Annotated in this window: 10 protein-coding genes; 5 read left to right on the forward strand and 5 right to left on the reverse strand. The window is 69.7% G+C overall.

Annotation, left to right across the window (positions count from 1 at the left end; genetic code table 11):
- Window positions 1-9: 9 nt before the first annotated feature.
- Window positions 10-1,434 (reverse strand): Fe-S cluster assembly protein SufB, encoded by a 1,425-nt coding sequence (gene sufB, locus ACZ5PB_RS28025; RefSeq protein ID WP_468694770.1) that lies wholly within the window; start codon window positions 1,432-1,434, stop codon window positions 10-12.
- Window positions 1,431-2,156 carry a helix-turn-helix transcriptional regulator gene (locus ACZ5PB_RS28030; protein WP_468694772.1) on the reverse strand — a complete coding sequence of 242 codons (726 nt, stop codon included), beginning with the start codon at window positions 2,154-2,156 and terminating at the stop codon, window positions 1,431-1,433. The genes sufB and ACZ5PB_RS28030 overlap by 4 nt, the downstream gene beginning before the upstream one ends.
- Window positions 2,157-2,504: 348 nt before the next feature.
- On the opposite strand from ACZ5PB_RS28030, the gene ACZ5PB_RS28035 reads away from it, so the two are divergent.
- From ACZ5PB_RS28035 to ACZ5PB_RS28045, 3 genes are all read left to right on the forward strand, one after another.
- The gene (locus ACZ5PB_RS28035; protein ID WP_468694774.1) at window positions 2,505-3,431 is read left to right on the forward strand and encodes an ABC transporter ATP-binding protein; all 927 of its coding nucleotides are present in this window, start codon (window positions 2,505-2,507) and stop codon (window positions 3,429-3,431) included.
- Window positions 3,428-4,195, forward strand: a complete 768-nt coding sequence (locus ACZ5PB_RS28040) for an ABC transporter permease (protein ID WP_468694776.1) — start codon at window positions 3,428-3,430, stop codon at window positions 4,193-4,195. Before ACZ5PB_RS28035 ends, ACZ5PB_RS28040 begins: the two co-directional genes overlap by 4 nt.
- 100 nt (window positions 4,196-4,295) lie before the next feature.
- Window positions 4,296-5,267 (forward strand): COX15/CtaA family protein, encoded by a 972-nt coding sequence (locus tag ACZ5PB_RS28045; protein ID WP_468694777.1) that lies wholly within the window; start codon window positions 4,296-4,298, stop codon window positions 5,265-5,267.
- 49 nt (window positions 5,268-5,316) lie between these two features.
- Here ACZ5PB_RS28045 and ACZ5PB_RS28050 read toward each other — a convergent pair whose 3' ends face one another.
- The 3 genes from ACZ5PB_RS28050 to ACZ5PB_RS28060 all read right to left on the reverse strand — a co-directional run bounded on the left by ACZ5PB_RS28050 (window position 5,317) and on the right by ACZ5PB_RS28060 (window position 7,939).
- A complete protein-coding gene (locus ACZ5PB_RS28050; RefSeq protein WP_468694779.1) occupies window positions 5,317-6,417 on the reverse strand; it encodes an amidohydrolase family protein in 1,101 nt (366 codons plus the stop codon).
- A 105-nt stretch (window positions 6,418-6,522) separates the two neighbouring features.
- Window positions 6,523-6,879 (reverse strand): hypothetical protein, encoded by a 357-nt coding sequence (locus tag ACZ5PB_RS28055; RefSeq protein WP_468694780.1) that lies wholly within the window; start codon window positions 6,877-6,879, stop codon window positions 6,523-6,525.
- A gap of 103 nt (window positions 6,880-6,982) precedes the next feature.
- A complete protein-coding gene (locus tag ACZ5PB_RS28060) occupies window positions 6,983-7,939 on the reverse strand; it encodes a heme o synthase (RefSeq protein ID WP_468694782.1) in 957 nt (318 codons plus the stop codon).
- Between the two features lie 391 nt (window positions 7,940-8,330).
- Between ACZ5PB_RS28060 and tkt the strand changes: the two genes are divergently transcribed.
- Window positions 8,331-10,418, forward strand: coding sequence for a transketolase (gene tkt, locus ACZ5PB_RS28065; RefSeq protein WP_468694784.1), 2,088 nt, complete (start codon window positions 8,331-8,333; stop codon window positions 10,416-10,418).
- 34 nt (window positions 10,419-10,452) lie between these two features.
- On the forward strand, window positions 10,453-11,571 hold the full coding sequence (gene tal / locus ACZ5PB_RS28070; protein WP_468694785.1) for a transaldolase: 1,119 nt from the start codon (window positions 10,453-10,455) through the stop codon (window positions 11,569-11,571).
- Window positions 11,572-11,576 lie beyond the last annotated feature (5 nt).

The following is an 11,576-nucleotide window of genomic DNA, read 5'->3' on the forward strand; positions in this document are numbered from 1 at the left end:
GGAGTCCGGTCAGCCGACCGAGCCCTCCATCTGCAGCTCGATCAGCCGGTTGAGCTCCAGCGCGTACTCCATGGGGAGCTCCTTGGCGATCGGCTCGACGAAGCCGCGCACGATCATCGCCATCGCCTCGAACTCGGTCATGCCGCGGCTCATCAGGTAGAAGAGCTGGTCCTCGGAGACCTTGGAGACGGTCGCCTCGTGGCCCATCGACACGTCGTCCTCGCGGACGTCCACGTAGGGGTACGTGTCCGAGCGGGAGATGGTGTCGACCAGCAGCGCGTCGCAGAGCACGTTGGACTTGGAGCCCGGGGCGCCCTCGCCGATCTCGATCAGACCGCGGTACGACGTACGACCGCCGCCGCGCGCCACCGACTTCGAGACGATGTTGGACGAGGTGTTCGGCGCCATGTGCACCATCTTGGCGCCGGCGTCCTGGTGCTGGCCCTCGCCCGCGAAGGCGATGGACAGGGTCTCGCCCTTGGCGTGCTCGCCCATCAGGTAGACGGCCGGGTACTTCATCGTCACCTTGGAGCCGATGTTGCCGTCGACCCACTCCATGGTCGCGCCCTCGTACGCCACGGCGCGCTTGGTGACCAGGTTGTAGACGTTGTTGGACCAGTTCTGGATCGTCGTGTAGCGGCAGCGGCCGCCCTTCTTCACGATGATCTCGACGACCGCGGAGTGCAGCGAGTCCGAGGAGTAGATCGGGGCGGTGCAGCCCTCGACGTAGTGCACGTAGGCGTCTTCGTCGACGATGATCAGCGTCCGCTCGAACTGGCCCATGTTCTCCGTGTTGATACGGAAGTAGGCCTGGAGCGGGATCTCGACGTGCACGCCCTTCGGCACGTAGATGAACGAGCCGCCGGACCACACGGCCGAGTTCAGCGACGCGAACTTGTTGTCGCCGACCGGGATGACGCTGCCGAAGTACTCCTGGAAGAGCTCCGGGTGCTCCTTCAGCGCGGTGTCGGTGTCCATGAAGATGACACCCTGCGCCTCCAGCTCCTCGTTGATCTGGTGGTAGACGACCTCGGACTCGTACTGGGCCGCGACGCCCGCGACGAGGCGCTGCTTCTCCGCCTCCGGGATGCCGAGCTTGTCGTACGTGTTCTTGATGTCCTCGGGCAACTCCTCCCAGGAGGTCGCCGCCTTCTCGGTCGAACGCACGAAGTACTTGATGTTGTCGAAGTCGATCCCCGACAGGTCCGAGCCCCAGTTCGGCATGGGCTTCTTGCCGAACAGCTTCAGACCCTTGAGACGCAGCTTCAGCATCCACTCGGGCTCGTTCTTCTTCGCCGAGATGTCGCGGACGACAGCCTCGGACAGGCCTCGCTTGGCCGCGGCGCCTGCCGCGTCGGAGTCGGCCCAGCCGAACTCGTACGTACCCAGGCCCTCAAGTTCGGGGTGGGCAGTCTCCTCGATAGGGAGAGTCATGCGGGGTTCCTCCCGGCCGTGCTTGCTGATGCTGAATGACTGGTCTTGGGGATGTACGTCGTGCAGACCCCGTCGCCGTGGGCGATGGTGGCCAGTCGCTGGACGTGGGTCCCGAGCAGCGCGGAGAAGACCTCGGTCTCCGCCTCGCAGAGCTGCGGAAACTGTTCCGCGACGTGGGCGACAGGGCAGTGGTGCTGGCACAGCTGCTCTCCGACCGGTGCGCTACGCGCCGTAGCAGCGTACCCGTCGGCGCTCAGGGCCTTGGCAAGAGCCTCGGTGCGCTGTTCGGGGGGTGCGGCCTCGACGGCCTCGCGGTAGGCCTCGGCCTGTGCGGCGATCCGGGCGCGGGCGAACGCGGTGACGGCCGCCTCGCCCTGCTCGCCGCCGCCGGCCGCCCGGGAGATCCAGGTGAGGGCGTCCGCCGCGAGCTTGTCGTAGGACTGCTCGAAGGCGTCCCGGCCGCAGTCGGTGAGGGCGAAGACCTTGGCGGGCCTTCCTCTCGTACGAGCGCCGTAGACGCGCTGTTCCTTCGCCTCGACCACCTCGTCCCCGGCCAGGGCGTCGAGATGGCGGCGCACTGCGGCCTGGGTGAGGCCGAGGCGCTTCGCCAGGTCGGCGACGGTGGACGGGCCGTGGTCCAGGATGGAGCGCGCGACGCGGTTGCGGGTGGACCGCTCGCCGGTCGCGACATCCTCCTGCGGGACCTCGCCAACGTATTTCACAACGCCATTGTTGCGTAATTCCTCAGGGCCTGACAACCCGGGTCCGGGCCCCGGCCCGGTGCCCTGCGTCACTTAGGCAAACCTAAGCTGACCTGCGGAAATGATCATTTCGGCAGGTCAGCGCCATCGGCCGGGGAGGTACACGTCAGCCCTCCCGGCACACCCCGGAGGCGTAGAAATAAAGCCCGCCGAGCCTGCCCGGCGGTCTCCTCGACGTTCTCCGCGATGCTGATCACCCTTCGACGCCAGGACCGTCCCGCGTCCCCTCCTGTCCGAAAAAGTCACCTGTTGCGAGCCTTCCGGCCCCCGCGCCGCCGGGACCTACGGCTCCTGCCTAGACTTCCCCGCATGTCACATGAGCCCGTCGTCCAGGTCCAGGGCCTGGTCAAGCGGTACGGCACCAAGACCGCGGTCGACGGCCTCGATCTCACCGTCGCCGCAGGCACCGTCACCGCAGTACTCGGCCCCAACGGCGCCGGGAAGACCACCACCGTCGAGACCTGCGAGGGCTACCGGAAGCCGGACGCCGGTTCGGTACGGGTCCTCGGCCTCGACCCGGTCGCCGACGCCGCGAAACTGCGCCCGCGGATCGGGGTGATGCTCCAGTCCGGCGGCGTCTACTCCGGCGCCCGCGCCGACGAGATGCTGCGCCACATGGCCAAGCTGCACGCCCACCCGCTGGACGTGGACGCCCTCATCGACCGCCTCGGGCTGGCCAGCTGCGGCCGTACGACCTACCGGCGGCTGTCCGGCGGGCAGCAGCAGCGGCTCGCGCTGGCGATGGCCGTGGTCGGCCGCCCGGAGCTGGTCTTCCTCGACGAGCCGACCGCCGGGCTCGACCCGCACGCCCGCCGCTCCACCTGGGACCTGGTGCGCGAGCTGCGCACCTCGGGCGTGAGCGTCATCCTCACCACCCACTTCATGGACGAGGCCGAACAGCTCGCGGACGACGTGGTGATCGTCGACGCGGGCAGGGTCATCGCCCAGGGCGCCCCGGCCGACCTGTGCAAGGGCGGCGCCGAGAACACCCTGCGGTTCACCGGCCGTCCCGGCCTGGACCTCGCGTCCCTGCTCAAGGCCCTGCCGACCGACACCGTCGCCCAGGAGCTGATCCCCGGGACGTACCGCATCGGCGGCGAGATCGACCCACAGCTGCTGGCCACCGTCACCTCCTGGTGCGCCCAGCACGGCGTCATGCCGGACGGCATCTCGGTCGAACGCCGCACCCTCGAAGACGTCTTCCTTGAGTTGACCGGTAAGGACCTGCGTCCATGAGCACTGCCCCTTACACCCCCATGCCGGGAGCGGCCCCGCTCGGCCGGATGATCGGGGCGCAGACCGCGCTCGAAACGAAGATGCTGCTGCGCAACGGCGAGCAGCTGCTGCTCACCGTGATCATCCCGGCGCTGCTGCTGGTCCTCTTCTCGGCCGTCGACATCATCGACACCGGAAAGGGCAAGTCCGTCGACTTCCTCGCGCCCGGTGTCCTCGCCCTCGCCGTCATGTCCACCGCCTTCACCGGGCAGGCCATCGCCACCGGTTTCGAGCGGCGGTACGGAGTGCTCAAGCGGCTCGGCACCTCGCCGCTGCCGAGGTGGGCGCTGATGACCGCCAAGACGCTGTCGGTGCTGGTCACCGAGGTGCTCCAGGTGGTGCTGCTGACCGCCATCGCGTTCGGTCTCGGCTGGTCGCCGCAGGGCAGCCCGTTCTCGGTGCTCCTGCTGCTCGTCGTCGGTACGGCGGCCTTCTCCGGGCTCGGACTGCTGATGGCAGGCACGCTCAAGGCGGAGGCGACGCTGGCCGCCGCGAACCTGGTCTTCCTGCTGCTCCTGGTCGGCGGCGGCGTCATCGTGCCGCTGGACAAGTTCCCCGACGCGGTCCAGTCCGTGCTCGGGATGCTGCCCATCTCGGCGCTCTCCGACGGGCTGCGCGACGTCCTCCAGCACGGGGCCTCGATGCCGTGGGGCAACCTCGGGATCCTCGCGGTGTGGGCGGTGCTGGGGCTCGGCGCGGCGGCGAAGTTCTTCCGCTGGGAGTAGCCCGGCGAGGGGCCTGAGCGGGCGGCGGGGGCCGGTTGGGAGTGACGTCACAGGCCGCCACGGCCCCCCTCGTGAAATCCTGCACAAGCACCCGCCTACGATGGTTGCCGTGTTGAACCCCCTCGCTCTCATCGCCCAGCGGTGGACTCCGACCCCCCGCGCCCTGCGGCGCGCCGCACTCACAGCCGTGGTGATGAGCGTCTTCATCATCGTGACCGGCGGTGCGGTCCGTCTGACGGGTTCCGGCCTCGGCTGCGACACCTGGCCCAAGTGCACGGAAGACAGCCTGTTCGTGACGCCCGAACAGGGCTTCCACGGGTTCGTCGAGTTCGGCAACCGGATGCTCACGTACGTCCTGTGCGCCGCGGTCGGCCTGGCGATCATCGCCGTACGGTCGGTGAAGCCGCGCCGGCGCGGACTGACCCGTACCGCCTGGTCCATGTTCTGGCTGGTGATGTGCAACGCCGTCATCGGCGGCATCACCGTGTGGATGGGCCTCAACCCCTGGACGGTCGCCGGGCACTTCCTGCTCGCCAACGTCCTGCTGACCATCGCGACCGTCGTCTGGCACCGCACCGGCGAGGGCGACGGGGACCCCAGGCCGCGGGTGCCGCGCCCGGTCCGCAAGCTGTCGTGGGCGCTGGCCGCCGTCACCGTGGTCCTGATCGTCCTCGGTACGTCGGTGACCGGTTCGGGCAAGCACGCGGGCGACAAGAGCGAGGTGCCGCGCATGCCGTGGGACTGGACCGCCGCCGCCCATCTGCACGCCATCGCCGCCTGGGTGGTCTGTGCGCTGGCCATCGCGATGTGGCTGGTGCTGCGGATGGTCGACGCCCCCGCCGACACCCGGGCCCGCGCCCGTGACCTGCTGCTGGTGCTGCTCGCCCAGGGCGCCATCGGTTACGTCCAGTACTTCACCGGCGTACCGGAGATCCTGGTCGGCCTGCACATGCTGGGCTCGGCGCTGCTGTGGATCGCGGTGGTGCGCCTCATGCTGAGCCTGCGCGAGCGGACCGAGGAGAGCGCGGAGATCCCCGCGCAGCCGGCCGCCTCGCTCGGCGCGGGCGTCTGAGCCCCAGCGGTCCGAGCTCCGGCGGTCCGGGCTCCGGCGGGTCCGAGCCTCAGCTCTTCTGCCCGCCCCGCTCCGAAAGCCCGTAGACGCGGCGGGCATTGCCCGCCGCGATCAGCCCCGCCACCCGTTCCGCGTCCGCCCCGGACCACGCCCCGTCGGCCACCCAGCCGCCGAGCACCCGGCCCAGTGCGGCGCGGAACACCTGTGCGCCCACCACGTGCAGTTCGGGCAGCCCGCGCGCGCCGCTGGAGAACAGCAGCTTGCCGAAGGGCGCCAGTTCGAGCACTTCCGCCAGTACGTCGGGGGCCCGCGCCCCGGTGTGCGCCAGTACCGGCCCCAGATCCGCGTACACGTGCGGGAAGGCGCTCGCCAGCTGGGCCGCCTGCCGGTGGTACGGGTAGCAGTGCAGCAGCACCAGGTCCGTGCCGAGCCCGGCGCTCGCCGCCGCGAACTCCGTCAGCAGCTCCGGCTCCCCCGCCGTGTGCAGCTGGAGCGGCAGCCCCCGGCCGATCGCGTTCCACAGCAGGTGCCGCAGGAGTACGGGGTCGGCCAGCCGGCCCCCCACCCGGCGCCCGGCCAGCCACCGCGCCGCCGCCCCGCGCACCTCACCGGGCCCCGGCGGGTGCGGTGCGAGCGCGAGGCCGTGCCGTACTCCCGCCACCGAGGTGAAGGCCACCGCCGACGAGGTCGCGGCGTGCATCGCCTCGGCCAGATTGGCGAGAAACCCCTCGGCGGTCCCCGAGGTGTCGGCGATCTGCTCCGCCAGCGGTTCCAGACGTACGATCTCCCGCGCCTCGGCATCCCCCGCGGCCGCCAGTTCCGCGGGCCCCATCAGGTCCCCGCCCGGCCCGGTGTCCACCAGGTACGTGACGATGCCGGTGCCGCGCAGCAGCAGCCGTCCGGCCTCGGGGACGCCCAGCTCGCGGCGTCTGGCCAGGTAGTGGGCGGGCGGGCAGTGCGGCTCCAGGCCCAGCAGGGGCGGGCACCAGCGGCGTACCGCGAAGCCGGTCTGGGTGTCGAAGAAGGTGGTGCCCGGTGCGGGCGGCGCGGGGGTGCGGCCGAGGTGGGCCTCGAAGGTGCCGAGGCCCAGCTCGGTGCGGAGCACCCCGTGGCAGTACTGGTCCACCAGGGGCAACGGGGTGACGAACATCGGGGCTCCCGGTACGGATCCGTGCGGATGTGACTCCTGCACAGGGCCTAACGGGTGAGCCCCGCCCCGGGGTACTGCCGGGACTCGGGGGCTAAAACCTGGCGGCTAGGACTTGGCGGCGGGCGGGTTGGGCGTGCCGCCGATCTGGAGCCCGGCCATCCGCTTCCACTCGTAGGGGCCGGTCTCGACCTTGGCGGCGAACTCGCCGTCGAAGTCCTCGTGAACGGTGATGCCGGCCTTCTCGGTGGCCGCCTTCGCCACGTCGTACGTCGGGGCCACCAGGTCGCCCCAGGCGCCGTCCTCACCGACCAGGACGATGCGGGTGCCCCGCTGTCCGATGTACGCGAGCTGCCCCTCGGCACCGCCGTGCTGCCCGGCGAACGCACCGATCTGCTTGGCCAGCTTGGCGGTCCTGCGCTCGGCCGACTTCTCGGCCCGCTCTGCCTGCTTGGTGTCTGCCATGAGCAGGATGCTACCGACGAGTAGCCCCACGCGCGACGGGCGGGACACGTGGCCTTGACCACGTGTCCCGCCCGTCGGCGGCGGCGTACCGGCCAGGTACCCGCTAGAAGCGCAGGAAGGGGTCCACGGCGACCGCCACGAAGAGCAGCGAGACGTAGGTGATGGACCAGTGGAACAGCCGCATCTCCTTGAGCTTGGCGCCCGTCACCTCGGCCTTGGCGCGGTTCTGGAGGCCGTGCGCCTCCCAGAGCCACCAGCCGCCGGAGACGGCGGCGACCACGGTGTAGAACCAGCCCGTGTAGCCGAGCGGCTGGAGCAGCAGGGAGACGGCGACCATCACCCAGCTGTAGGCCACGATCTGCTTGGCGACGGCCTTGTTGCCCTTGATCACCGGCAGCATCGGCACGCCCGCGCGGGCGTAGTCGTCCTTGACCTTCATCGACAGCGGCCAGTAGTGCGGCGGCGTCCAGAAGAAGATGACCAGGAAGAGGATGACCGCGGCCCAGGACATCGAGTTGGTCACCGAGGACCATCCGATGAGCACCGGCAGACAGCCCGCGATGCCGCCCCAGACGATGTTCTGCGCGGTACGGCGCTTCAGGATCATCGTGTAGACGACGACGTAGAAGAGCAGCGCGCCCAACGACAGTGCGGCGGACAGCCAGTTGACCAGCAGACCGAACCAGAGCGTGGAGATCACCGCGAGCGAGATGCCGAAGACCATGCACTCGGCCGGGCTGACCATGCCGGTGACCAGCGGCCGCTGCGAGGTCCGGTCCATCACCGCGTCGATGTCGCGGTCGATGTACATGTTCAGCGCGTTCGCGCCGCCGGCGGAGAGATAGCCGCCGAAGCAGGTGGCCAGTACCAGCCACAGATCCGGGACACCCTGCTCCGCCAGGAACATCACCGGAACGGTGGTGATCAGCAGAAGCTCGATGATCCTCGGCTTGGTCAGTGCAACAAACGCCTTGACCCGCGCTCCGAACGGCCGATGGCCCCCCGGGATGGGAGTCGAAGCGACCCCTGCGGGTCGGGACTCGACGGCCGTCACGCACACCCCTGACAGAGAATTCCTGAAGCAAGCACCGGGCGTGAAGGCCCGGTAAAGACTTGCGCGTACCACGCCACTCTAGACGTTGCCCATACGTCGCCCTTCGTCGGGGTGCCCCGTGTTGGGCCGACCGTGAACGGGCCACGGAGCGGGCCGGGAGCCGTCGTACGTGAGGAGTACTGTCCGTATGTATACGCAAATGCACCCGCCGGGGGTCCGCCGGGAGGCGAACTCCATACCCCGCACGCACTCTGGATGTACGTGCCTTTTTCAAGTCGCGGGTGTCCACGAGGAGCCGAAATTTCGCACGTTCCTGCGGGGGTAGGCTCGACAGCGCCCCGGTGCGGCGAATAGTCACCGGGCCTTAAATCATTGTGGAGAGGAGCCCTGACCCAGGGTGAGCACCAAGCCGACCACCACAGACCTTGAGTGGACCGAATTGGACCAGCGGGCCGTAGACACCGCCCGCGTCCTGGCCGCGGACGCCGTACAGAAGGTCGGCAACGGCCATCCGGGTACGGCGATGAGCCTCGCGCCGGCCGCGTACACCCTCTTCCAGAAGGTGATGCGGCACGACCCGGCGGACGCCGAGTGGACGGGCCGCGACCGCTTCGTCCTTTCCGCGGGCCACTCGTCCCTCACGCTCTACATCCAGCTGTACCTGGCCGGATTCGGCCTGGAACTGGACGACCTGAAGGCGTTCCGTACCTGGGGTTCCAAGACGCCGGGACACCCGGAGTACGGCCACACGACCGGTGTCGAGACCACCACGGGCCCGCTCGGCCAGGGTGTCGCGAACGCGGTGGGCATGGCGATGGCCGCCCGCTACGAGCGCGGTCTCTTCGACCCCGAGGCGGCGCAGGGCGAGTCCCCGTTCGACCACTTCATCTACGCCATCGCCGGTGACGGCTGCCTCCAGGAGGGCATCTCCGCGGAGGCGTCCTCGATGGCCGGGCACCAGAAGCTCGGCAACCTGATCCTGCTGTGGGACGACAACCACATCTCGATCGAGGGCGACACGGAGACGGCGATCTCCGAGGACACGCTGAAGCGGTACGAGTCGTACGGCTGGCACGTCCAGCGGGTCGCGCCCAAGCCGGACGGCGACCTGGACCCGGAGGCGCTCTTCAACGCCATCCAGGCCGCGAAGGCCGTCACCGACAAGCCGTCGTTCATCGCGATGCGCTCGATCATCGCCTGGCCCGCGCCGAACGCGCAGAACACCGAGGCCGCGCACGGCTCGGCGCTCGGCGACGACGAGGTCGCGGCCACCAAGCGCGTGCTGGGCTTCGACCCGGAGCAGACCTTCGAGGTCACCGACGAGGTCATCGCCCACACCCGTGAGGCCCTCGACCGGGGCCGCGAGGCCAGGGCCGAGTGGGAGAAGGGCTTCGCCGCCTGGCGCACCGCGAACGCGGACCGCGCGGCCGAGTTCGACCGCATCTCCGCGGGCGAGCTGCCTGCCGGCTGGGAGGAGAAGCTCCCCGCCTTCGAGACCGGCAAGGGCGTGGCCACCCGTGCCGCCTCCGGCAAGGTCCTCCAGGCGCTCGGTGCGGTCATCCCCGAGCTGTGGGGCGGCTCCGCCGACCTCGCGGGCTCGAACAACACGACGATCGACAAGACCTCGTCGTTCCTGCCCGAGGGCAACCCGCTGCCGGAGGCCGACCCGTACGGCCGCACGATCCACTTCGGCATCCGCGAGCACTCGATGGCCGCCGAGATGAACGGCATCGCGCTGCACGGCAACACCCGCATCTACGGCGGCACCTTCCTGGTGTTCTCCGACTACATGCGCAACTCCGTGCGCCTGTCCGCGCTGATGCACCTGCCGGTGACGTACGTCTGGACGCACGACTCCGTCGGTCTCGGCGAGGACGGCCCGACCCACCAGCCGGTCGAGCACCTCGCCTCGCTGCGCGCCATCCCGGGCCTCAACGTGGTCCGCCCGGCGGACGCCAACGAGACGGCCATCGCCTGGCGCGAGATCCTCAAGCGCTACACGAAGGTCTTCGGCAAGGGCGCCCCGCACGGCCTGGTGCTGACCCGTCAGGGCGTACCGACGTACGACGCCAACGAGGACGCCGCGCGCGGCGGTTACGTGCTCTTCGAGGCCGAGGGCGGCGAGGCCCAGGTGGTCCTCATCGGCACCGGCTCCGAGGTCCAGCTCGCCGTCGAGGCGCGCGAGGCGCTCCAGGCCGAGGGCATCCCGACCCGTGTGGTCTCGATGCCGTCCGTCGAGTGGTTCGAGGAGCAGGACCAGGAGTACAAGGACTCGGTCCTGCCGCCGTCCGTCAGGGCGCGAGTGGCGGTCGAGGCCGGTATCGGTCTGACCTGGCACCGTTACGTCGGTGACGCGGGCCGGATCGTGTCGCTGGAGCACTTCGGTGCCTCGGCGGACGGCAAGGTTCTCTTCAAGGAGTTCGGTTTCATCGGCGAGGCAGTCGCTGCCGCCGCCCGGGAATCGATCTCCGCCGCCCAGCGCTGACGCCCGTACACACGACATAGGAGATGCAGAACTCATGACAGACGCACTCAAGCGCCTCTCCGACGAGGGCGTTGCGATCTGGCTCGACGACCTGTCGCGCAAGCGGATCACCTCCGGCAACCTCGCCGAGCTGATCGACCAGCAGCACGTCGTGGGCGTCACCACCAACCCCTCGATCTTCCAGAAGGCGATCTCGCAGGGCGACGGCTACGACGTCCAGCTGACCGACCTGGCGGCCCGCAAGGTCACCGTCGAGGAAGCCATTCGCATGATCACGACGGCGGACGTGAGGGACGCCGCCGACATCCTGCGTCCGGTCTTCGACGCGACGCAGGGCCAGGACGGCCGGGTCTCCATCGAGGTCGACCCGCGCCTGGCGCACAACACGCTGGCGACGGTCGCCGAGGCCAAGCAGCTCGCCTGGCTGGTGGACCGCCCCAACACGCTCATCAAGATCCCGGCGACGAAGGCCGGCCTGCCGGCCATCACCGAGGTCATCGGCAAGGGCATCAGCGTCAACGTCACGCTGATCTTCTCGCTGGAGCGCTACCGCGAGGTCATGGACGCCTACCTGGCGGGCCTGGAGAAGGCGAAGGCCGCGGGCCTGGACCTCGCCAAGATCCACTCGGTGGCCTCCTTCTTCGTGTCCCGCGTGGACACCGAGATCGACAAGCGCCTGGACGGCCTGGGCACGGACGAGGCCAAGGCCCTCAAGGGCAAGGCCGCGCTGGCCAACGCCCGGCTCGCCTACCAGGCGTACGAGGAGGTCTTCGCCTCCGAGCGCTGGGCGGCCCTGGACAAGGCGCAGGCCAACAAGCAGCGTCCGCTGTGGGCCTCGACCGGCGTCAAGGACCCGTCGTACAAGGACACGCTGTACGTCGACGACCTCGTCGCGCCGGGCACGGTGAACACCATGCCGGAGGCGACCCTGGAGGCCACCGCCGACCACGGTCAGATCACCGGCAACACCATCGCCGGGACGTACGAGCAGGCGCGCGCCGACCTCGACGCGGTCGAGAAGCTGGGCATCGCCTACGACGACGTCGTGGCGCTCCTGGAGACCGAGGGCGTCGACAAGTTCGAGGACGCCTGGAACGACCTGCTCAAGTCGACCGAGGCCGAGCTCAAGCGCCTCGCACCTTCGGAGGGCTGACCACT

It is taken from the genome of Streptomyces sp. NPDC032721, assembly GCF_055579625.1.

Coding starts and splice junctions, on each gene's coding strand:
- ACZ5PB_RS28045 (WP_468694777.1), top strand. CDS start 4,296: ATGGTTGCCGTGTTGAACCCCCTCGCTCTCATCGCCCAGCGGTGGACT.
- sufB (WP_468694770.1), bottom strand. CDS start 1,434: ATGACTCTCCCTATCGAGGAGACTGCCCACCCCGAACTTGAGGGCCTG.
- ACZ5PB_RS28055 (WP_468694780.1), bottom strand. CDS start 6,879: ATGGCAGACACCAAGCAGGCAGAGCGGGCCGAGAAGTCGGCCGAGCGC.
- tal (WP_468694785.1), top strand. CDS start 10,453: ATGACAGACGCACTCAAGCGCCTCTCCGACGAGGGCGTTGCGATCTGG.
- ACZ5PB_RS28050 (WP_468694779.1), bottom strand. CDS start 6,417: ATGTTCGTCACCCCGTTGCCCCTGGTGGACCAGTACTGCCACGGGGTG.
- ACZ5PB_RS28035 (WP_468694774.1), top strand. CDS start 2,505: ATGTCACATGAGCCCGTCGTCCAGGTCCAGGGCCTGGTCAAGCGGTAC.
- ACZ5PB_RS28040 (WP_468694776.1), top strand. CDS start 3,428: ATGAGCACTGCCCCTTACACCCCCATGCCGGGAGCGGCCCCGCTCGGC.